This is a genomic window from Nocardioides sp. (genome assembly GCF_964229035.1).
GTDB lineage: Bacteria > Actinomycetota > Actinomycetes > Propionibacteriales > Nocardioidaceae > Nocardioides.
In genome coordinates this window covers 49,792-70,427 of record NZ_CAXRAZ010000017.1, presented here as the reverse complement: position 1 = coordinate 70,427, position 20,636 = coordinate 49,792, and the positions used below count along the sequence as shown (strand labels likewise).

The 20,636-nt window shown below is 72.7% G+C and carries 15 protein-coding genes; 7 read left to right on the top strand and 8 right to left on the bottom strand.

Annotated elements, in window-relative coordinates; translation table 11 throughout:
• Positions 1–50: 50 nt before the first annotated feature.
• On the bottom strand, positions 51–1,499 hold the full coding sequence (locus ACERUN_RS06340; RefSeq protein ID WP_370288984.1) for a wax ester/triacylglycerol synthase family O-acyltransferase: 1,449 nt from the start codon (positions 1,497–1,499) through the stop codon (positions 51–53).
• A gap of 132 nt (positions 1,500–1,631) precedes the next feature.
• On the bottom strand, positions 1,632–2,780 hold the full coding sequence (locus tag ACERUN_RS06335) for a glutamate--cysteine ligase (RefSeq protein WP_370288983.1): 1,149 nt from the start codon (positions 2,778–2,780) through the stop codon (positions 1,632–1,634).
• A 93-nt stretch (positions 2,781–2,873) separates the two neighbouring features.
• Between ACERUN_RS06335 and ACERUN_RS06330 the strand changes: the two genes are divergently transcribed.
• Complete coding sequence (locus tag ACERUN_RS06330; protein ID WP_370288981.1) at positions 2,874–4,211, top strand: threonine/serine exporter family protein; 1,338 nt, start codon at positions 2,874–2,876, stop codon at positions 4,209–4,211.
• Positions 4,212–4,337: 126 nt separating this feature from the next.
• On the opposite strand, the gene ACERUN_RS06325 is transcribed toward ACERUN_RS06330, so the two are convergent.
• A complete protein-coding gene (locus ACERUN_RS06325) occupies positions 4,338–5,312 on the bottom strand; it encodes a type IV toxin-antitoxin system AbiEi family antitoxin domain-containing protein (RefSeq protein ID WP_370288980.1) in 975 nt (324 codons plus the stop codon).
• Positions 5,313–5,529: 217 nt separating this feature from the next.
• Complete coding sequence (locus ACERUN_RS06320; RefSeq protein WP_370288979.1) at positions 5,530–6,129, bottom strand: TetR/AcrR family transcriptional regulator; 600 nt, start codon at positions 6,127–6,129, stop codon at positions 5,530–5,532.
• 59 nt (positions 6,130–6,188) lie between these two features.
• Between ACERUN_RS06320 and ACERUN_RS06315 the strand changes: the two genes are divergently transcribed.
• The 4 genes from ACERUN_RS06315 (at position 6,189) to ACERUN_RS06300 (ending at position 10,425) form a co-directional block, all read left to right on the top strand.
• Positions 6,189–7,757: a flavin-containing monooxygenase gene (locus tag ACERUN_RS06315; protein ID WP_370288978.1), complete on the top strand. Its 1,569-nt coding sequence runs from the start codon at positions 6,189–6,191 to the stop codon at positions 7,755–7,757.
• The gene (locus ACERUN_RS06310; protein WP_370288977.1) at positions 7,754–8,593 is read left to right on the top strand and encodes an SDR family NAD(P)-dependent oxidoreductase; all 840 of its coding nucleotides are present in this window, start codon (positions 7,754–7,756) and stop codon (positions 8,591–8,593) included. Before ACERUN_RS06315 ends, ACERUN_RS06310 begins: the two co-directional genes overlap by 4 nt.
• A 178-nt stretch (positions 8,594–8,771) precedes the next feature.
• On the top strand, positions 8,772–9,884 hold the full coding sequence (locus ACERUN_RS06305; RefSeq protein ID WP_370288976.1) for an aromatic acid exporter family protein: 1,113 nt from the start codon (positions 8,772–8,774) through the stop codon (positions 9,882–9,884).
• An 85-nt stretch (positions 9,885–9,969) separates the two neighbouring features.
• Positions 9,970–10,425, top strand: a complete 456-nt coding sequence (locus tag ACERUN_RS06300; RefSeq protein WP_370288975.1) for an SRPBCC family protein — start codon at positions 9,970–9,972, stop codon at positions 10,423–10,425.
• A 178-nt stretch (positions 10,426–10,603) separates the two neighbouring features.
• Here the strand turns inward: ACERUN_RS06300 and ACERUN_RS06295 are convergent, their stop codons facing one another.
• From ACERUN_RS06295 to rocD, 4 genes are read right to left on the bottom strand one after another with little or no spacing between them, the layout of a single operon-like run.
• Positions 10,604–11,830 carry a 2-oxoadipate dioxygenase/decarboxylase family protein gene (locus tag ACERUN_RS06295; RefSeq protein ID WP_370288974.1) on the bottom strand — a complete coding sequence of 409 codons (1,227 nt, stop codon included), beginning with the start codon at positions 11,828–11,830 and terminating at the stop codon, positions 10,604–10,606.
• Positions 11,830–13,389, bottom strand: a complete 1,560-nt coding sequence (locus ACERUN_RS06290; protein WP_370288973.1) for an aldehyde dehydrogenase family protein — start codon at positions 13,387–13,389, stop codon at positions 11,830–11,832. Before ACERUN_RS06290 ends, ACERUN_RS06295 begins: the two co-directional genes overlap by 1 nt.
• A gap of 1 nt (position 13,390) precedes the next feature.
• The gene (locus ACERUN_RS06285; RefSeq protein WP_370288972.1) at positions 13,391–14,530 is read right to left on the bottom strand and encodes a saccharopine dehydrogenase family protein; all 1,140 of its coding nucleotides are present in this window, start codon (positions 14,528–14,530) and stop codon (positions 13,391–13,393) included.
• Complete coding sequence (gene rocD, locus ACERUN_RS06280; RefSeq protein WP_370288971.1) at positions 14,527–15,759, bottom strand: ornithine--oxo-acid transaminase; 1,233 nt, start codon at positions 15,757–15,759, stop codon at positions 14,527–14,529. The genes ACERUN_RS06285 and rocD overlap by 4 nt, the downstream gene beginning before the upstream one ends.
• A 185-nt stretch (positions 15,760–15,944) precedes the next feature.
• Between rocD and ACERUN_RS06275 the strand changes: the two genes are divergently transcribed.
• The gene (locus ACERUN_RS06275; RefSeq protein ID WP_370288970.1) at positions 15,945–16,721 is read left to right on the top strand and encodes a GNAT family N-acetyltransferase; all 777 of its coding nucleotides are present in this window, start codon (positions 15,945–15,947) and stop codon (positions 16,719–16,721) included.
• Between the two features lie 32 nt (positions 16,722–16,753).
• Entirely contained in the window at positions 16,754–20,629 is a 3,876-nt protein-coding gene (gene hrpA, locus ACERUN_RS06270; RefSeq protein WP_370288969.1) for an ATP-dependent RNA helicase HrpA, read from the top strand.
• Positions 20,630–20,636 lie beyond the last annotated feature (7 nt).

Here is a 20,636-nt window from a genome sequence, read left to right as displayed (position 1 = left end):
CGCCCCCCCCCCCCCCCCCCCAAACACCCCGCCGCGCGCGCCGCCGCCGCTCAGGCCACGCCGGCGGCCGACTCGAGCGCGGCGAGCTCGTCGTCCAGGTGCGTGAGCAGGCGCTGAAGTCGGGGCACGGCGCGTCGGCAGCCGGTGAGGCCGAAGGCCATGTTGCCGTTGTAGGAGGTGCAGGTGATGTTGAGAGCCATGCCGTTGATCGGGATCGAGGCGGGGTAGGCACCCACGAGCTTCGAACCGTTCCAGTACTGGGCGCTGCGGGGGCCGGGGACGTTGCTGATGATGAGGTTGAACGGCGGGCGCACCATGCCCTGCAGTCGCAGCGCGGGGACGACGATGGAGGGCGCCATGCCGATCGCGCTCATGGCGACGATCTGGGTGGGCGTCATCGACGACAGCGCCTCCTTGCCGTCCTTCATCGAGCGGTGGATGGTGCTGAGGCGCTCGGCCGGGTCGGCGACGTCGGTGGCCAGGCGCACCATCACCGAGCCGATGGCGTTGCCGCCGTCCGGGTTGGGGTCGCCGGCCTGCTTGACCTTCAGGCTCACCGGCACCATCGACACCAGCGAGGCGTCCGGCAGTGCGTCGAGCTCGCCGAGGTAGGTGCGCATGGCGCCGCTGCACATGGCCAGCACGACGTCGTTGATGGTGGTGCCGGTGGCGCGGCTGACGGCCTGCAGCCGCTCGACCTCCCAGTCCTGCGCGGCGAAGCGGCGCGCGCCGGTGATCGACTGGTTGAAGATCGTGCGCGGTGCCGCCAGCGACACCGCGGAGGTCTCGTTGCGCAGTCCCTTGCGCAGCGTGCGCACGAGCGCGCCGGGCATGCCGGCGGCGTCCGCGGTGATCGCGAGGGCGCTGCGCAGCGCGTCGGCGGGCAGCTCGGTGAGCAGGCGCGAGGCGGTGGACGCCGGGTGCGCGAGCGCCGCGGCGGCGTCGTCCACCGCGCGGGGCTTGCGCGGCTGGAGCGCGAAGGGGGCGGGCATCTCGCGCTGGTCGGGATCGGTGGAGAGGCCGCTCGCCATCAGGCGCATCGCCGAGACGCCGTCGACCAGCGCGTGGTGCAGCTTCGTGTAGAGGCCGATGCGACCGTCGGCCAGACCCTCGATCACGTGCATCTCCCACAGCGGGCGCTCCCACGCCAGTCGCGTCGAGTGCAGGCGGCCCACCAGCTCGAGCAGCTCGCGCACGCGGCCGGGCTGCGGGAGGGCACTGTGGCGCAGGTGGTGCTCGATGTCGAAGTGCGCGTCGTTGCGCCACACGAGGGCGCCGGCGGTGCGGGCCGAGCGGTGGGGGTGCTTGAGGAAGAGCGGCGAGACCTCCGCGGTGTCGCGCATGTGCTCGAACATCGAGCGCACGTAGTCGGGGCCGGCGCCCTTGGGACGTTCGAAGAGCTGCAGCCCGCCGACGTGCATCGGCATGTGCCGGTTCTCGGCCAGGAGGAAGGCGGTGGACGTCGGGTCGATCGGCGTCAGTCCGGGGAGAGAGACCACAGGGAGCACCCTTCTGCTGTGCGTTCGGCGCTGAGGACTCCGGGCGCCGGTGGTGCATCCTCCCCCGGCGTGGTGGGCGTCACAACACGGGGGTACCCGGGTGAGACGGCCGCAGCCTCGCCGGTGCGCGCGTCAGCGGCTGAGTGCAGGCGCGCCCAGGTCGTGGCGCAGCTCGCGCACCACCGAGTCGACGACGGCCACCAGGTCGCCGCCGGTGGCCTCCGCGACCTTGCGCTGGCGCACGTAGGACGGTCCGCGCTCGACGATCGCGAGCACCGAGGCGAGCTCCTCGGAGCAGCCGAGCCGTCGTGCGACGGGAACGAGCTGCTCGACGAGCTCGGCGAGGTCGTCGGTGACGAGGCGCTCGCGGGAGTCGGCGTCCAAGATGATGATGGCGTCGACGCCGTAGCGGGCGGCGCGCCACTTGTTCTCCTGCACGTGCCACGGCGGCAGCAGCGCGGGCTGCTCGCCCGCTGCGATGCGCTCGTCGAGCCACACCACCAGGCACTGGGTCAGCGCGACCAGCGGCGCCATGTCGGAGAAGGTCGAGACGCCGTCGCAGATGCGGTTCTCGAGCGTGCCGTGCTTGACGGCCGGGCGGAGGTCCCAGCGGATCTCGCTGAGGTCGTCGATCACGCCCGTCGTCATCTGGTCGTGGGCGAAGGACTCGAACTCCTCCCAGCGAGTGAACTGGAACGGCAGGCCGGCGGTGGGCAGCTGCTGGAACATGAGGGCCCGGTTGGAGGCGTAGCCGGTGTCGACGCCCATCCAGATCGGCGAGGACGCCGACAGCGCCTGCAGGTGCGGGTAGTAGGTGAGCAGGGCCGACAGCACGGGCATGACGCGCTCGCGCTCGGGCAGCCCGACGTGCACGTGCACGCCCCAGATGAGCATCTGGCGACCCCAGTACTGGGTGCGGTTGATCAACTCGGCGTACCGGTGCCCCTCGCTCAGCTGCTGCTCGGTCCAGGTGGCGAAGGGGTGCGTGCCGGCGGCGTACAGGTCGAGGTCGAGGTCGTCGGCCGCGGCCACCACGTGGCGCAGGCTGCCGCGCAGGTCGTCCATCGCCTCGCCCACCGTCGGGCAGATGCCGGTGACGACCTCGACGGTGTTGCGCAGCAGCTCCTTGTGCAGCTTGCCCGGCTCGGGCATGCGCGCCTTGGCCCGGGCGAACAGGTGCGAGGCGTCGTTGCGCAGGTCGCGGGTGCGGCGGTCGACGAGCGCGAACTCCCACTCGACGCCGATGGTGGGCCCCGGGGAGCCGTGGAAGTCGATCCGCACCTGCTCAGCGTAGGCGGCGGGCGTCGTCCGCACTGCCTCGACGAGGCTCCCTCGAGCCCTCCGGTGGTCGTGATCGCCTGACAGGATGGTCGGATGGACCGGCCATCCACGCTGAATCGCACGCTCGACCTGTGCCTGCGCATCGGCGAGGTGCTGCTCTCCTCGGGTGCCGGCGCAGCCGACGTGACGGCCACCATGCGCGCGGTGTCGCGCAGCCTCGGCGTGCGGCAGGCCCAGGTGGACGTCACGTTCACCTCGCTGGCGATGAGCGTGCAGCAGGCGCCCGACGAGGCGCCGATCGTGCAGATCCGCCAGGTCACCCAGCGCGACATCGACTACGAGGACCTCACCCTCGTCGACCACCTCGTGCGCGACGTCGTCGCGGGGCGCCTCGAGCTGGACGACGCCCGCGCCGAGCTCGCCCGCATCGTCTCCTCCGGCCACACCAGGCCCCGCTGGGCGGCGACGCTCGGGTGGGGCGCGATGTGCGCGGGCGTGGCGCTGCAGCTGGGCGGCGGGCCGGTCGTCGTCCTCGTGGCGACGTTGGCGGCCGTGGCCATCGACCTGCTGCGCCAGGCGCTGACCCGCCGGCGCCTGCCGTTCTTCTACCAGCAGGTGGCCGGCGGCGTCGTGGCCACGGTGCTCGCCGCGGCGTGCACCGCGATCGCCTCGCCGTGGCAGCAGCTCAACACCTCGCTGGTCGTCACCGCCAACATCGTCATGCTCCTGGCCGGCATCGGCTTCATGGGGGCCATCCAGGACGCCCTGTCGGGCTTCTACGTCACCGGCGGCGCCCGCATCCTCGAGGCGGTGCTCGCCACCGCCGGCATCATCGCCGGGGTGGGCGGCGGCCTCAGCCTGTGCTCGGCCCTCGGCCTGGACGTCGCGCTGGTCGGCCTGCCGAACCTCGGCCTCGTGGGCGCCGGGGCCGCGGCCGTCGGCGGCGGCATCGCGGCAGCCGCTTTCGCCTTCTCCAGCTACGCGCCCAAGCGGATCCTGCTGCCGGCAGGCCTGCTCGGCGCGGTTGCCCTCGCCACGTCCACGGCTGTGGGGCAGAGCGGACTGGGTCGGGCCTGGGCGGTGGGCGCGGCCGCCTTCGCGATCGGCCTGCTCGGCTTCACCGTCGGACGCCGGTTCCGGGTGCCGCCGCTCGTGGTCGTCGTGCCCCCGATCGTGCCGCTGCTGCCCGGCCTCTCCATCTACCGCGGCCTCTTCCTCCTCGGCGAGGACGGCGGCGAGCGGGTGGCCCAAGGGCTGCTCGAGATGGCCACGGCCGCCTCGGTCGCGATCGCCCTCGCCGCCGGCGTCATCCTCGGCGAGTACGTCGCCCAGCCGGTGCTGCGCGAGGCCCGACGTGTCGAGGCCCGCCTCGCCGGCCCCCGCCTCGTCGGTGTCACCCGCGCCCCCCGCCGGCGCCGCCGCACCCCCTGACGCCGAGAGGGCGCGTTCCGGTCGCCGAGAGGGCGCGTTCCGGTCGCCGAGAGGGCGCGTTGTGGTCGTCGAGAGGGCGCGTTGTGGTCGTCGAGAGGGCGTGTTCCGGTCGCCGAGAGGGCGTGTTCAGCGTCGTCGCGGGCGCCACAGGTAGGACGACGGGTCGCGAGCGTAGACGCGCCGATGCGGCGTACCCGCGCGCAGGTGGAAGGCGTCGCTGATGTCGCGGAGCCAGACGTCGTGGCGCTCGGGCTTCAGCGCCTCGCGCCGCAGCACGAAGATCATCCAGTCGAGCTCGTCGGTGAGCAGGTTGCGCCGGACGGCGTCGTGCTCGCGGTCGTCGTCCTCGCTGTGGAACTCTTCACCGTCGTACTCGGCGGCCAAGCGGAGCCGGGGCCAGGCGTTCTCGACGAGCTTGAACCCTCCACCGGGCAGCGGCACCCGGACCTGCGGTCGCGGCATCGGAAGCCCGTGGTCGTGCAGCGCGAGCCGGATCCAGGACTCCGGCTGCGAGTGCGCCTCGGCGGTCGAGAGGCCCACCAGTTCGCGCAGCTGGACGACGCCCCGCCGTCCTGCGTACCGCGGGAGCATCGCGCGCAACTGGTGCTCGCTGATCGCGTGCGTGCGCCGGAACGCGTCGAGAGCGCCGATCGCACGCCATCGTCCGCGCAGGCAGGCGATGTCGCAGGCCGTCCGCAGGGGCGTGGTCGCCGGCACGCCGTCCACGAGCATCACTTCGTCCTCGAGCAGGTCGCGCTCGCCGGCGTAGAGGGTCGTCGACCTGCTGCGATCGCCCCCGCCGTAGGTCACCACCTCCAGGCGCGGGACGGCGTCGAGCTCTCCGGCGGTCAGGACGTCGACGCCGTGAAGCCAGGCCGCGCTGCGATCCGCGACTACCGTTCGAGGTGGCAGGACGAGCGCGGCGGCCCGCGCGCGCAGGTCCAGGGAGTCGACCACGTGGCTCGCGACGTACACCCCGTGGAGCACCACGCGCACCTCGCCGGTGCGGACCATCCGTCGCAGTCGGTGCGGGCTGAGCCCGCGCCGCGCGGCCTCGCGGACGGTGAAGGGGCGGGAGGTGTCGAGGGTCAGCAGCGGCATGGGGGCAGGCTTGTCGACCAGGGGACGGGGAGGTGGTTCACGCCGACCCGCCGGTGGACGACGGCATGCCCCGCAGGGCCCTGTGGACGTCGTCCGCGCCGGCGTGGGACACAGGGGGCTGCCGTGCTTTCGCTCCCTGCGCCTTCTCGTCGACCGGAGTGCGCCCTGTCGTCGACCGGAGTGCGCCCTGTCGGCGACCGGAGTGCGCCCTGTCGGACTAGGGGAGGGTGGCGAGGAGGGCGGGGAGGGAGCCGGTGACGACGCGGAGGAGGTCGTCGCGGGTGAGGCCGGCGGGGTCGTCGCACCAGGCGAGGACGAGGTCCTCGACCATCGCCTGCCAGGCGCGGATCACCAGGCGCGTCGCGGGGGTGGGCTGGAGCTCGATCGTGCCGGAGTCGACGCTGAAGAAGCGCTCGCCCATCGCGGTGAAGGTGCGCTCGTAGATGGCGCGCACCGCGTCGTTGCCGCCGGAGGCCGCGCGCACCAGGGAGCGGTAGCCGACGGTGTTGTCGATGACGTAGTCGACGTAGGCGGTGAGGCAGGCGAGGAGCCGTTCGAGGGGCTCGCCGTCGGGCGGGGGAGCGGTGCGGTCGAAGAGGTCGTCGGCCGCGTGCTGCACGACCGCCTCGTAGAAGCCGAGCTTGCTGCCGAAGTAGTGGTACATCAGCCCGCGGGAGATGCCGGCCTCCTCGGCCAGCACGTCGATCGAGAGCTCCTCGAGCGAGCGCGTGCCGAGCAGCTCCAGGCCGAGGTCGAGCAGCTGGGCGCGACGCTGCTCCGGCGTCAGCCGGGTGCGTGCGGAGGTGCTCGTCGTCACGAGGCTCACCCTAGCGAGACTATTGACGGATATTCAATAGCGTCGGTAGCGTCCTCGTCATGAGCACCACCACGACCGTCGACCACCTCATCGTCGGCGCCGGCTTCGCCGGTCTCGCCGCCGCCATCAAGCTCGACGAGGCCGGCGAGCGCGACTTCGTCGTCGTCGAGAAGGACTCCGACGTCGGCGGCACCTGGCACATCAACACCTACCCGGGCGCGGAGTGCGACGTCCCGAGCCAGCTCTACAGCTACTCCTTCGCCCTCAACCCCGACTGGTCGAAGGTCTACTCACCCCAGCGCGAGATCTGGGAGTACACCCGCGGCGTGGCCGAGTCCTCCGGCGTCCTCGACCGCTTCGAGTTCAGCACGGCCGTCACCGACGCCCGCTGGGACGACGCGGAGCAGCGCTGGCTCGTCCGCGTCGCCCCCGTCGACGGCGGCAGCGAGCGCACCTACGCCGCGCGCACCCTGATCTCCGGCTCCGGCGGCCTCTCCGAGCCCCGACTGCCTGAGATCGAGGGCATCGAGAGCTTCGCCGGCGAGACCTTCCACTCCGCGCGGTGGAACCACGACGTCGACCTCACCGGCAAGCGCATCGCGGTGATCGGCACCGGCGCCTCGGCGATCCAGCTGGTGCCCGAGCTGCAGAAGATCGCGGGCCACGTCGACGTCTACCAGCGCACGCCCAACTGGATCATCCCGCGCAACGAGCGCCGCTTCACCGGCATCGAGAAGCTCGCCTTCCGCCACGTCCCGGGCCTGCAACGCGCCGTGCGCGCCGGCGTCTACACCGCCCTCGAGGCCCGCGTGCCCGCGTTCAACCGCTTCCCGCAGCTGATGGCCGCGATCGAGCTGCAGTCGAAGTTGCACATGGCCAAGGCGATCAAGGACCCCGAGCTGCGCGCGAAGGTCACCCCGAGCTACCGCGCCGGCTGCAAGCGCATCCTCGTCTCGAACAAGTGGTACCCCGCGCTCGCGGCCGACAACGTCGACCTCGTCACCGAGCCCATCGCGCGCGTGACGCCCACCGGCGTGGTCACCACCGACGACTCCGGTGCCGAGACCGAGCGCGAGATCGACGTCCTCGTGGTGGCCACGGGCTTCTACGTCACCGAGCCGCCCGTGGCGCGCGGCGTGACCGGTCGCGACGGCCGCACCCTCGCCGACGTCTGGGACGTTGACGGCATGTCGGCCTACAAGGGCACCACCGTGCACGGTTTCCCGAACCTCTTCCAGCTCGTCGGCCCCAACACCGCGCTCGGCCACTCCAGCATGATCTTCATGATCGAGTCGCAGGTGCGCTACGTCGTGGACGCCGCCCGCACCCTGCGCGAGCGCGGCCTCGCGAGCGTCGAGCCCACCGTCGAGGCCCAGAACGCGTGGACGACGCGCATCCGCGAGCGCATGACGCCCACCGTGTGGCAGACCGGCGGCTGCGCGAGCTGGTACCTCGACAAGTTCGGCAACAACACCACCCTGTGGCCTGGGCAGACGTTCACCTTCCGCGGCCACCTCTCGCGCTTCGACGTCGACGCCTACGACGTCGTCGCCCACGACACCGGCACCACCGACAACCCCAGCAACCCCAGCAACCCGAGCAGCAAGGAAGAGATGGTCCAGGCGTGAAGAACCTCAACGGCAAGGTCGTCGTCATCACCGGAGCGGGCTCCGGCATCGGCCGCGCGCTCGCACTGAACCTGGCGGGCAAGGGCGCCAAGCTGGCGCTCTCCGACGTCGACGAGAGCGGCCTCGCCGAGACCGTCGCCCTGGCCGACAAGGCCGGCGCCCCCGACGTCCACTCGACCCGCCTCGACGTGGCCGACAAGGACGCCTTCGCCGCCTACGCCGCCGACGTGGCGAAGTACTTCGGTGCCGTCAACGTCGTGATCAACAACGCCGGTGTGGCGCTGGCCGGCGACGCGATCGACCTGACCTACGACGACATGGAGTGGATCGTCGGCATCAACTTCTGGGGTGTCGTCTACGGCACCAAGGAGTTCCTGCCGCACCTCATCGCCTCCGGCGACGGCCACATCGTCAACCTCTCCTCGCTGTTCGGCCTGCTCGCCATGCCCGGCCAGAGCGCCTACAACGCCACGAAGTTCGCCGTGCGCGGCTTCACCGAGGCGGTGCGCGAGGAGATGCTCATCGCCGGCCACCCGGTGGGCGTCACCTCCGTGCACCCCGGGGGCATCAAGACCGCGATCGCCCGCAACGCCCGCGTCTCCGACAAGGAGGACAAGGACGCCACGGCGAAGCTGTTCGACAAGAAGCTCGCCCGCATGACCCCCGAGAAGGCGGCCGAGATCATCGTCAAGGCCATCCAGAAGAACCAGGCCCGCGTGCTCGTCGGCATCGACGCCCACGCACTGCACAACTTCCAGAAGTTCACCGGCTCGCGCTACGAGGACGTCATCGCCGTCGTCTCCAAGCGCGTGCTGCCCGGCAAGAAGGTCGTCTGAGCCTCACAAGCCGGCCCGCCTCGGGCCCGCTTGTAACTACGTGTTCGTGTCTCTACCAGGGTGGTCGACCACCCTGGTGGTGCACCGAACGCCCGGGTAGAGGACGTAACACGTAGTTACATGAGCGGTCACCGCGACGCCGACGCCCCCGCATCACCCCCCGTGGGACGATGCGGGGGTGTCGTCGTCCGGTGAGCATCCCCTCGATCGGGCGCGTCTGCTGGCGCGGCGCCAGGCCTCGCTCGGCGACCGCGCGCGCCGCTGGCGCTCCAAGCTCTACGTGCTCGTGCAGTGCGCCGTGGCTGCGGGGGTCGCCTGGTTCGTCGCGGCCGACCTGCTCGGCCACCGCACACCCTTCTTCGCGCCGATCGCCGCGGTCGTGTGCCTCGGCACGTCCTACGGCCAGCGGGTGCGTCGCGTCGTGGAGGTCACGGTGGGCGTGGCGATCGGCGTCCTCATCGCCGACCTGCTGGTGGCCGGCATCGGCACGGGCGCGTGGCAGCTCGCGCTGATCGTCTTCGGCTCGATGTCGGTGGCCCTGCTGCTCGATGCCGGCACGGTCTTCGTCAACCAGGCGGCGGTGCAGTCGATCGTCATCGCGGCGCTCGCTCTGAGCACCGACCAGGCCTTCATCCGCTGGACCGACGCCGTCATCGGCGGCGCGGTGGCGCTGGTGGCGGCCACCGTCGTGCCGGCGGCGCCCCTGCGTCGTCCACGCGAGCAGGCGGCGCAGGTGGCGCGCACGATCGCGGATCTGCTGCGGGCCGCCAGCGAGTTGATGGTGGACGGCGAGATCGAGCCCGCCCTCGACCTGCTGACCGACGCCCGTGCGACCGACCGCCAGATCCGCGAGCTGCAGGCCGCCGCCGGCGAGGGGATGTCGGTCGTGTCCAGCTCGCCGTTCCGGGGACGCCACCGTGAGCCGCTGCGCCGCCTCGTCGAGCTCGTCGACCCGCTCGACCGCGCCCTGCGCAGCACGCGCGTGCTGGTGCGTCAGACCTCCGTCGCCGCCTACCGGCGCCACCCGGTGCCGCAGGCCTACGCGCGCCTCACTGCCGAGCTCGCGGACGCCGCCGAGGCCGTCGCCCGCGAACTGGACGCCGACCGCCTGGCCCTCGGCGCCCGCGACGCCCTGCTCGCCGTGGCCGCGGCCACCGCGCAGGTGGAGCGCAGCGACGTCCTCACCGCCGAGGCGATCCTGGTGCAGGTGCGCTCGGTGGTGGCCGACCTGCTGATGGTCACCGGGATGGGACAGCTCGAGGCCACCGACGCGCTCCCGCCGACCCGCTGAGCTCCAGTTCGACGCATCAACCTTGCCGTCTCGCTGCACCACGGGTGCCCTCTCGGGTGTGGGCGGGCCTGCCAGGATGGGCCGCATGGCAGCCTCCTCGGGCGCGAGCGTCGTCGAGCACAGTGTCGAGATCGACGCCCCCGTCAGCACCGTCTTCGACTACGTCGGCGACTTCTCCAAGACCCCCACCTGGTTCTACGGCCTGACCCGCATCGAGCCGGTGAGCGGCCCGGAGCGCGGCGTGGGCGCGGTGTACGACGGTGTCGTGAAGCTCGGTGTGACGCTCACCTCGCGCCTGGAGTGCACCGCCTACGACGCCGACACCTTCATCGAGCTCACCTCGGTCAAGGGCATCAAGAACCACCAGCGCTGGCGCTTCGCGGCGCTGGGGGAGGACCGCACGCGACTCGACGTCCACATCGACTACGAGCTGCCGGGCGGCCTGGCCGGGCGTGCGGTGGCCTCGGCGGTGAAGCCGCTCATCGGCGTCGCGGTCACCCAGAGCAGCGCCGCGCTCAAGCGCAACGTCGAAGCACTCTGAGCCTCCATCACCCGGGGCCCCGCCGCCCCGTCCCTTCGGCGCCCGTCTGGGCGGGGCATGTAACACGCCGTCCACTCGACTACCCGCAGCTTGTCAGTCGACATCGGGCCTCGATCGGGACTCGAGCGACTGAGAAGCGGCGACAAGACGGGTGGACGGCGTGTTACATGCCGCGGCGTCAGCCGCGCGCGATCGCCTCGTACAGCGCGTAGGGGTCGTGGAGCGGGCGGCCGAGGGCCTCGCGCAGCCAGTGGGCGTCGCGCGCGGCGGCGCGCTGGGCGGCGTCCACGGAGCCGTCGCCGGTGAGGTTGGAGGCGAAGATGCCGGCGGCGGACTTCGGGAGGAAGTCCTCGTAGACGATCGGCTGCAGCACGCCGTCGGCGTCGCGGCGGTAGTAGGCCAGGCCGGCCTCGTGCAGCTCGCGATCGGTGGCGGGCAGGGCGCCGACGCCGCCGTCGTCGTAGAGGGCGCGGCCGTGCGGAGTGAGCGCCACGCCGCGCGCCTCGACCTCACCGAAGCGCACGCTCAGCGAGCCCGGCACCACCGAGCCGTCGGCCTCGCGGAACACCCGCGGCTCCGCGAGCGCGCGGAACGACGTCTGGCGCAGCAGCACCGCCGGCCCGTCGACGCGCGGAGGCCCCTGGATGCGGTCGATCATCGTGATGCCGCGCGCGCTCATCCGCGCGTACAGGTCGTCGATGTCGAGCACCCGCGGCGTGAGGTGGTTGATGTGGGTGGAGCCGACGCCGCCGATGTCGGCGGCCACCGACGAGATGCCCTCGAGGTGGGCGTACCAGGCGCGGTCGACGGGCTCGGGGGAGAGCGCGAAGGCCGCGGTGGCGAGCTCGAGGAACCGGTCGGCGTCCACGGACTCGAGGCCGCCCGCCTTCTCGGCGAGGTCGGCGAGGTCGAGCAGCTCGTCGTCGAACAGCCGCCGGGCGCCGAGGAACTCCTCGAGGCGGGCCTGGGTGGCGGCGTCGAAGAAGCGACGATCGTCGACGACGAGGAGCGAGGTGAACACGCGGAACGGGTTGGCGGCCAGCTCCGCCTCGTCGATCGGCCGGAACGCGGTGGAGACCACCGGGATCGGCGGGGTGGCCTCGCGCAGGTCGTAGAACCCGACCGGGTGCATCCCGCACGCGCCGAAGATGCGCGCCACCTGGGCGAGTTCCTCGGGCGTGCCCACCCGGATGGCGCCGTGGCGCTCGGCCGTGACGCGGTCGATCGAGCCGAGCCGCTCCGCCGCGGGCCCCATCGCGGCGAGGACGTCGGCGTTGACCGCCTCCGACACCTCCACCAGCGTCGTGTACGCCGGCACCTCGGTGCCGTAGAGCGCCGAGAGCGAGGCGGCGAACCGTGCCCGCAGCTGCGTGGGGCCCACCAGCCCCGCTCCCGAGGTGCTCATCAGACGAACTCCACGCCCTGCGCCAGGGGCAGCTCGGTGGAGTAGTTGACCGTGTTGGTGGCGCGGCGCATGTAGGCCTTCCAGGCGTCCGAGCCCGACTCGCGACCGCCGCCGGTCTCCTTCTCGCCGCCGAACGCGCCGCCGATCTCGGCGCCCGAGGTGCCGATGTTGACGTTGGCGATGCCGCAGTCGGAGCCGGTGGCCGAGACGAAGCGCTCGGCCTCGCGCACGTCGAGGGTGAAGATCGCCGAGCTGAGGCCCTGCGCGACGTCATTGTGCAGGGCGATCGCCTCGTCGAGATCGTCGTAGGTGAGCACGTAGAGCAGCGGGGCGAAGGTCTCGCGCTTGACCACGTCGGTCTGGGCCGGCATGTCGATGATCGCGGGGACGACGTACGCCCCGCCCTCCACGGCGCCGGACATCGCATCGGCGCGCCCGCCGCCGGTGACCAGGCGCCCGCCGTCGGCCTGCGCCTCCTCGACGGCGGCGAGGAAGGCCTCGGTGGCGCTCTCGTCGACGAGCGGCCCCACCAGCGTTGAGGCCTCGAGCGGGGAGCCGATCGACAGCGTGCCGTAGGCCTTGGAGAGTCGCGCGACCAGCTCGTCCTTGATCGAGGAGTGCACGATCACCCGACGCAGCGAGGTGCAGCGCTGGCCGGCGGTGCCCACGGCGGAGAACACGATGCCGCGCACGGCGAGGTCGAGGTCGGCCGAGGGCGCCACCACCGCGGCGTTGTTACCGCCGAGTTCGAGCAGGCAGCGGCCCAGGCGCGCGGCCACGCGCGGGGCGACGAGCTTGCCCATGCGGGTGGAGCCGGTGGCCGAGACGAGCGGCACGCGGGCGTCGTCCACGAGGGCCTCGCCGGCCTCGGCGCCGCCGATCACGACCTGGGTGAGGCCGGCCGGTGCGCCCACGCGCCGGGCGGCCTCGTCGGCCAGGGCCTGGCAGGCGAGCGCGGTGAGCAGGGTCTTCTCCGACGGCTTCCAGACCACCGCGTCGCCGGCCACCAGCGCGAGCGCGGTGTTCCACGACCACACGGCCACGGGGAAGTTGAACGCCGAGATCGCACCGACCACGCCGAGCGGGTGCCACTGCTCCATCATCCGGTGCCCGGGGCGCTCGGAGGCGATGGTGAGGCCGTGCAGCTGGCGTGACAGGCCGACCGCGAACTCGCAGATGTCGATCATCTCCTGCACCTCACCGAGGCCCTCCGAGCGGATCTTGCCGGCCTCGATGCTCACCAGCTCGCCGAGCGCCTCCTTGTGCTCGCGCAGCAGGTCGCCGAGCTCGCGCACCATCTGCCCGCGCACCGGCGCCGGCACCGCGCGCCACTGCTCAAAGGCGGCCTGGGCGGTGCCCACCGCCACCCCCACCTCGGACGACGAGCAGCCGGCCAGGCGGCCCAGCTCGGATCCGTCGACGGGCGAGCGCGCGATCAGGTCGCCGTCGGCGGTGAAGACGTCGCCCGCGCCGAGCTCGGCGAGGATCTGCCGCGCGCGGCGGGGGAGGTCGAGGGCGTCGGCGCCTGCCTCGTGCTGCTGGGGGGAGGGGGAGGTCATGTCAGGAGATCCTTCCGTGGTCGGCGAAGAGCCGACCCGTGTGGGTGCTGATGAGGTCGGCCAGGGCGATGTCCTCCTGGCGCACGAAGCCGGCGACGGGCAGGCGGCCGTCGGCGACGAGCTCGACGACGGCGACGGCGGAGGCGGCCGTCGTCCACGAGATGGCGCGCCAGGTGCGGGTGGCGCCCTCGCCGTCGGGCAGCTCGATCGGCTTGTAGCCGCGCACGAAGTTCTCGCGGAAGGGCTGGCCGTCCTTGCAGCCCTCGACGGCGGCGTGGAGGTAGACGATGTCGTCGTTGACGGGCGGCTTGGCCGCGACCAGCATCGCGCCGACGTCCTCGCGTCGGTCGCGCAGGCCGAGCTCGTCGAAGAGGAAGTGCATCTGCTCGAAGTGGCCGGGGTAGCGCATCGTCTTGTAGTCGAGGCGCTGCACGCGACCCTCGTAGGTCTGGCACATGGTGCCGAGGCCGCCGGAGGTCAGCGCCGCCTCGAGCTCGATGCCGCCGATGACGACGCGCTCCTTCTCCTCCATCGCCGGCACCATCTGGCGGCGCCCGGACCGCAGCACCTCGCAGTCGTTGAGGTATTCGTTGACCACTCCCTCGGCCGACCAGTTGAAGGCGTAGCCGAGCAGGCCGGTGGGATTCTGCGGCAGCGCGCCGACCTTGAGCTCGATGGAGCGGATGGTGTCGAAGCCCTGGGCCAGCGAGGCGCCGACGATGCCGATGAGGCCGGGAGCCAGACCGCACTGCGGCACGAACGCCACCTCGGGGTGGGTGGCGGCGAGCTCGATCACGCGCGCGGTGGTGGGGACGTCCTCGGTGAGGTCGAAGTAGTGGCAGCCCACCGCGGCGGCGGCCTCGGCGACCTCGATGTTGCGGTCGTAGGGCAGGCAGGAGAGGACGGCGTCCACGCCGCGCAGCGCCTCCTGCAGCGCGCCGGCGTCGGCGACGTCGAGCTCGCCGGTCTCGAAGCGCAGGCCCGTGCGGGGGCGGGCGTCGTAGCCGATCACCTTGAAGCCGGCGTCGGCGAGCAGGCCGGCGACGAGCTCGCCCACCTTGCCGAGGCCGACGACGCCGACCTGGTTGATCGACCGCGTGGTGGTGTGGGTCGAGGCTGTCGAGGCTGTCGAGGTGGTCATGAGAGGGCTCCTTCGAGCTGGTCGAGGCCCCAGTGCAGGTCGTCGGAGGAGACGACCAGCGGCGGGGCGAGGCGGAGGGTCGATCCGTGGGTGTCCTTGGCGAGCACCCCGCGCACCAGCAGGCGCTCGCAGACCTCGCGCCCGGTGCCCAGGGCGGGGTCGACGTCGAGGCCGGCCCACAGGCCGCGCACCCGGAACGAGGTGAGGCCGCGCCCCACCATCGCGGCCAGCCGCTCGTGCAGCACGCCGCCGAGCTCGGTGGCGCGGGCCTGCGGCTCGCCGCTGCGCAGCAGGGAGACCACCTCGATGCCCACGGCGCAGGCGAGCGGGTTGCCGCCGAAGGTCGAGCCGTGCTGGCCGGGGCGCAGGACGCCGAGCACGTCGCGGTCGCCGACGACGGCCGACACCGGCACCACGCCGCCGCCGAGCGCCTTGCCGAGCACGTAGAGATCGGGGACGACGCCCTCGTGGTCGCACGCGAAGGTGCGACCGGTGCGCCCCAGGCCGGCCTGGATCTCGTCGGCCACCATCAGCACGCGCCGTTGCGTGCAGAGCGTCCGGACCTCGCGCAGCCAGCCCTCGGGCGGGATGATCACGCCGCCCTCGCCCTGGATCGGCTCGAGCAGCACGGCCACGGTGTCGGGGGTGAGGGCGGCCTCGAGCGCGGCGATGTCGCCGTAGGGCACGACGTCGAAGCCGGGCGTGAAGGGACCGAAGCCGTCGCGGGCGTCGGCGTCGTCGCTGAAGCCGACGATGGTGGTGGTGCGGCCGTGGAAGTTGCCGCCCATCACCACGATGCGGGCCGCGCCGGGCGCCACGCCCTTGACCTCGTAGCCCCACTTGCGGCTGACCTTGATCGCGGTCTCCACCGCCTCGGCGCCGGTGTTCATCGGCAGCACGAGGTCCTTGCCGCACAGGTCGGCCAGTGCGGTGCAGAAGTCGGCGAAGCGGTCGTGCACGAAGGCGCGGCTGGTGAGGGTGAGCTCGTCGAGCTGGCGGCGTGCGGCGGTGAGCAGGCGCGGCTGGGAGTGGCCGAAGTTGAGCGCGGAGTAGCCGGCGAGCAGGTCGAGGTAGCGACGGCCGTCGACGTCGGTGACCCAGGCCCCCTCTCCGTGGCTCAGGACGACGGGCAGCGGGTGGTAGTTGTGCGCGGTGCGCTGCTCGGCGCGGGCGAACTCGGCGGCCGTGCGGCGCGGAGTGATTCCGGTGCGGTCGGGCGTGAGGGTCATGCTGATGCTCCGATCCTCGGTTCCGGCGAAAGATCCTCCTCTTTCGGGTGACTTTGACCGGAAGATCGACGGTTGTCAGACAATCTGGGTTCCACTGTAGCCCAGGTCACACCCGGTGGATCAATCCCGATCGCTCAGACCGTCCTCGGGCGAGCGCGCTGCGGCGCCGTTCGAGGGGCCTTGGCATGATCGAGGGGATCGGCACGTCGTTCGTGCCTGCGGACGCTGATGCGGAGGAGTGCTCACCGATGGACTGGGACCTCGCCCGCACCTACACGCTCGTCTTCGCCCCCACCGCGGTCGCCCTCGTCGACATGTTCCGCTTCCGCTCGCGGACCTGGCGGCGCGCCGGCGAACGTCGCCCGCTGTGGTTCGTGCTCGTGCTGCTCGCTCCGTGGCTCGGCCCCGGCTTCTACTTCACCGGCGCCCGCCGAGCCCTACGACAGGCGGTGGTCGGCCAGCGGGCCGAGGCGGCCGCGACCGGACGGCCGCCGCGGCGCGAGTTCCGCGTCGTCCTCGCCGAGGGGGAGCAGCTCGACGACTGGCGCTCCGTGCACGCCACGGTCGCGCCCGCGGCTGCGCCCTCTCCCGAGGAGGTCGCCGACCAGGCCGAGCGCGACCGCCTGACCCTGGCCTACCTGGACGACGAGCTCGTCGGCTGCGCCACGGTGCGCCCGCCCGAGTGGGACGACGAGGGCAACTTCCTCGGCATCGCCACCGTCGTCGTCCGCATCCTCCCCGACCACCGGCGACGCGGTCTGGGCACCGCCTACCTCGACGTCGAGCTCGCGGTGGCCCGCGGCTACGCACCGCGCCGCATCGAGACCGTCGTCCTCGCGGGGGACGACGCCGGCCTCGCCTTCGCCGCGGCGCACGGTTTCGAGGAGCACGAGCGCTCGACGCCCGGCGTCGAGCCGGCCGTCGTCCACCTGCACCTCGCCGCTGCCCCCGGCCCCGACTGACCGCTGCCGCCCCGCTGGGGGGCGATGGGATGATGGGCGGCGTTGTGAAGATCTCCTACCCGCCCGACCTGCCGGTCAGTGCCCGCCGCGACGACATCGCCGCCGCGATCCGCGACCACCAGGTCGTGATCGTGGCGGGCGAGACGGGGTCGGGCAAGACCACCCAGCTGCCGAAGATCTGCCTCGAGCTGGGCCGCGGCGCCTCGACGACCGGGCGCGACGGACGCGAGCGCCAGCGGCTGATCGGGCACACGCAGCCGCGGCGGATCGCGGCGCGGGCGGTGGCCGAGCGCATCGCCGAGGAGCTCGACACCGAGCTGGGCGACCTCGTCGGCTACCAGGTCCGCTTCACCGACAAGACCTCACGCGCCGGCCGCATCAAGCTGATGACCGACGGCATCCTGCTCGCCGAGCTGCAGCGCGACCGGATGCTGCGCCGCTACGACACGATCATCATCGACGAGGCGCACGAGCGGAGCCTCAACATCGACCTCCTGCTCGGCTACCTGCGCCAGCTGCTGCCGAAGCGCCCCGACCTCAAGCTCATCATCACCTCGGCCACGATCGACCCCGAGCGCTTCGCCGAGCACTTCGCGGCCGCCGACGGCACGCCGGCGCCGATCGTCGAGGTCTCCGGGCGCACCTACCCGGTCGAGGTCCGCTACCGCCCGCTCATGGAGCTGCCCGGCGACGAGGGCAGCGACGAGGACGGCGAGCCCATCGTCCGGGACCAGACCGAGGCCATCGTGGACGCCGTCAAGGAGCTCTCCGCGGAGGGGCCGGGCGACGTCCTGGTCTTCCTGCCCGGCGAGCGCGAGATCCGCGACACCGCCGAGGCGCTGGCGCCGCTCGGTGAGGGCACGCGCGGCGTCGACGTGCTGCCCCTCTACAGCCGGCTCTCGGCCGAGGAGCAGCACCGGGTGTTCCGCCCGCGCGGGAGCTCGAAGCGCCGCGTGGTGCTCGCCACCAACGTCGCCGAGACGTCGCTGACGGTGCCGGGCATCCGCTACGTGATCGACACCGGCGTAGCGCGCATCTCGCGCTACTCCGCGCGCACCAAGGTGCAGCGGCTGCCGATCGAGGCGATCAGCCAGGCATCGGCCAACCAGCGCTCGGGTCGCTGCGGCCGCGTGGCGGCGGGCATCGCGATCCGGCTCTACTCGGAGGAGGACTTCGAGGGACGCCCCGAGTTCACCGACCCCGAGATCCTGCGCACCAACCTCGCCTCAGTCATCCTCCAGATGACCTCGCTCGGGCTCGGCGACATCGAGCGCTTCCCGTTCGTCGAGCCGCCCGACCGGCGCAACGTGCAGGCCGGCGTGCAGCTGCTCGAGGAGCTCGGCGCGATCTCGACGAAGGGTGAGCTGACGAAGACCGGTCAGCGGCTCGCGCGCCTGCCCGTCGACCCCCGCCTGGGCCGGATGCTGCTGGAGGCCGAGCGCCTCGGGTGCGTGCGCGACGTCCTCGTGATCGTGGCCGCGCTCTCGCTGCAGGACCCCCGCGAGCGCCCCGGCCCCGAGCATCCTGCCGAGCGCGCGCAGGCCGACCAGCTGCACGCGCGCTTCAAGGCCGAGAAGTCCGACTTCCTCACCCTCCTCAACCTGTGGACCCACCTGCGCACCCAGCAGAAGGAGCTCTCGGGCAGCGCGTTCCGCCGCATGTGCAAGCGCGAGTTCCTCCACTACCTGCGGGTGCGCGAGTGGCAGGAGCTCGTGGCCCAGCTGCGCCAGATCTGCAAGGAGATCGGCATCCGCCTCGAGGCGCCGCGCGAGGGCGACACCGTGGACGCCGACGGGGTGCACCAGGCGCTGCTCGCGGGCCTGCTGTCGCAGATCGGGCTGCTCGAGGAGCGCGAGAAGCCGCCCCCGGGTGCCAAGCGGCCGCCGCGCGAGCGTCGTCCGGGGCCGCGGGAGTACCTCGGCGCCCGCGGCGCGAAGTTCGCGATCTTCCCCGGCTCCGGGCTGGCGCGGAAGAACCCGCAGTTCGTGATGGCCGGCGAGCTCGTCGAGACCGGGCGCCTCTGGGCGCGCCAGAACGCCGAGATCGACCCGCGCTGGGCCGAGCGGCTCGGCGCGCACCTGGTCAAGCGCACCTACGCCGAGCCCCACTGGTCGCGCAAGCGCGCCTCGGTGGTGGCGCGCGAGCGGGTCACGCTGTACGGCGTGCCGCTGGTAGCCGACCGGCCGGTCACCTACGGCCGCATCGACCCCGAGCTCTCGCGCGAGCTCTTCATCCGCCACGCTCTGGTCTACGGCGAGTGGGACACCCGCCATCGCTTCTTCGCCCACAACCGGCGCCTGCTGGCCGAGGCCGAGGAGCTCGAGCATCGCGCGCGTCGCCGCGACCTCGTGGTCGACGAGCACACCCTCTTCGACTTCTACGACGCCCGCGTGCCCGAGAACGTCGTCAGCGGCGCCCATTTCGACCGCTGGTGGCGCGACGCCCGCAAGCCGCAGCCCGACCTGCTCACCTTCGACCCCGCGATGCTCGTGCACGACGCCGCCGACGAGGTCAGCGCGGCCGACTACCCCGAGCAGTGGTCGCACGAGGGCGGTCTCACCTTCCCCATCAGCTACCACTTCGAGCCCGGCGCCAAGGACGACGGCCTCACCATCGACGTCCCGCTCGCCTCCCTCAACCGCGTGGACGACGCCGACTTCTCCTGGCTCGTCCCGGGCCTGCGCGAGGAGCTGGTCACCGAGCTGATCCGCGCCCTGCCCAAGCAGCTGCGGGTGAACTTCGTGCCGGCGCCCAACACCGCGCGCGCCTTCCTCGCGGCCGTGCCCGCGGGGGAGGAGCCGATCCTGACGGCCCTCGCGCGCTACCTGCGCTCCACCACCGGGGTGCACGTGCCCCCCGAGGCGTGGGACGTCGCCTCCCTGCCCACCCACCTCACGCCGGCCTTCCGCGTGGTCGACGACCGCGGACGGGTCCAGGCCCGCGGCACCTCGCTGGCCGAGCTCAAGCAGCCGCTGCAGCCCGCCTTCGACCGCGCGCTCGCCGAGGTCGCCGCCGACGAGGGCATCGCACGCAGCGGCGAGACCGACTGGACGTTCGGCGACCTGCCCGCCAGCACCGTCTCGACCCGCGCCGGCCACGAGGTCGAGGCCTTCCCCGGTCTCGTCGACGAGGGCGCCACCGTGGGGGTGCAGATCTCGGGGTCGGCCGACGAGCGCGACGCCCGGCACCGCCACGGCGTCGTGCGGCTGCTGCTGATCGCGCTCGGCAAGGCGCCCACCAAGGGGGTGCTCGACGGCCTCGGCAACGCCGAGAAGCTCGCGCTGGCGGGCACGCCCTACCCCTCGCCCGCGGCCCTGGTGGAGGACTGCCTGCGGGGCGTCGTCCTCGATGCCGTGGACGACGCGGGGGCGAAGGAGCCGATCCGCGCCCGCGCCCAGTACGACGCCCTGCTCGCCCGCCTGCGGGAGCAGGCGCCGCAGCGGGTGCGCGAGACCCTCGCCGAGGTGCTGCGGGTGCTGCAGGCGTGGCGTGAGGCCGACCGCCTGCTCAGCGGGCGCGCGGACATGATGATGCTGCCCGCGCTCACCGACGCCCAGGCCCAGCTGGGCCGGCTCGTGCACGACGGTTTCGTCGGCGAGCTCGGCGCCGCCCGTCTGCGCCGGCTGCGCATCTGGCTGCTGGCCATCAAGGAGCGGCGCGAGGCGCTCGAGAACGGCGGGCCCGCGGCGCTCGGGCGCGACCGCCAGCGCATGGACCTCCTCGGCCCCCTCCAGGACGCCGTGCTCGCCCGCTACGCCGCGCTCCCCGAGGGTCGGCCCGCCGGGGTGGCGCTGGAGGCGGTGCGCTGGATGCTCGAGGAGTACCGCGTCTCGCTGTGGGCGCAGCGCCTCGGCGCCGACGGCCCGGTCTCCGACGTGCGGCTGCGCAAGGCTCTCGACGCCCTCTGACCGCGGC

Excerpts from the sequence above, each read along its gene's own strand:
- ACERUN_RS06290 (WP_370288973.1), bottom strand. The coding sequence starts at position 13,389 with ATGACCTCCCCCTCCCCCCAGCAGCACGAGGCAGGCGCCGACGCCCTC.
- ACERUN_RS06330 (WP_370288981.1), top strand. The coding sequence starts at position 2,874 with ATGGACCGGCCATCCACGCTGAATCGCACGCTCGACCTGTGCCTGCGC.
- ACERUN_RS06295 (WP_370288974.1), bottom strand. The coding sequence starts at position 11,830 with ATGAGCACCTCGGGAGCGGGGCTGGTGGGCCCCACGCAGCTGCGGGCA.
- ACERUN_RS06300 (WP_370288975.1), top strand. The coding sequence starts at position 9,970 with ATGGCAGCCTCCTCGGGCGCGAGCGTCGTCGAGCACAGTGTCGAGATC.
- ACERUN_RS06325 (WP_370288980.1), bottom strand. The coding sequence starts at position 5,312 with ATGCCGCTGCTGACCCTCGACACCTCCCGCCCCTTCACCGTCCGCGAG.
- rocD (WP_370288971.1), bottom strand. The coding sequence starts at position 15,759 with ATGACCCTCACGCCCGACCGCACCGGAATCACTCCGCGCCGCACGGCC.
- ACERUN_RS06315 (WP_370288978.1), top strand. The coding sequence starts at position 6,189 with ATGAGCACCACCACGACCGTCGACCACCTCATCGTCGGCGCCGGCTTC.
- ACERUN_RS06275 (WP_370288970.1), top strand. The coding sequence starts at position 15,945 with ATGATCGAGGGGATCGGCACGTCGTTCGTGCCTGCGGACGCTGATGCG.
- hrpA (WP_370288969.1), top strand. The coding sequence starts at position 16,754 with ATGGGCGGCGTTGTGAAGATCTCCTACCCGCCCGACCTGCCGGTCAGT.
- ACERUN_RS06285 (WP_370288972.1), bottom strand. The coding sequence starts at position 14,530 with ATGACCACCTCGACAGCCTCGACAGCCTCGACCCACACCACCACGCGG.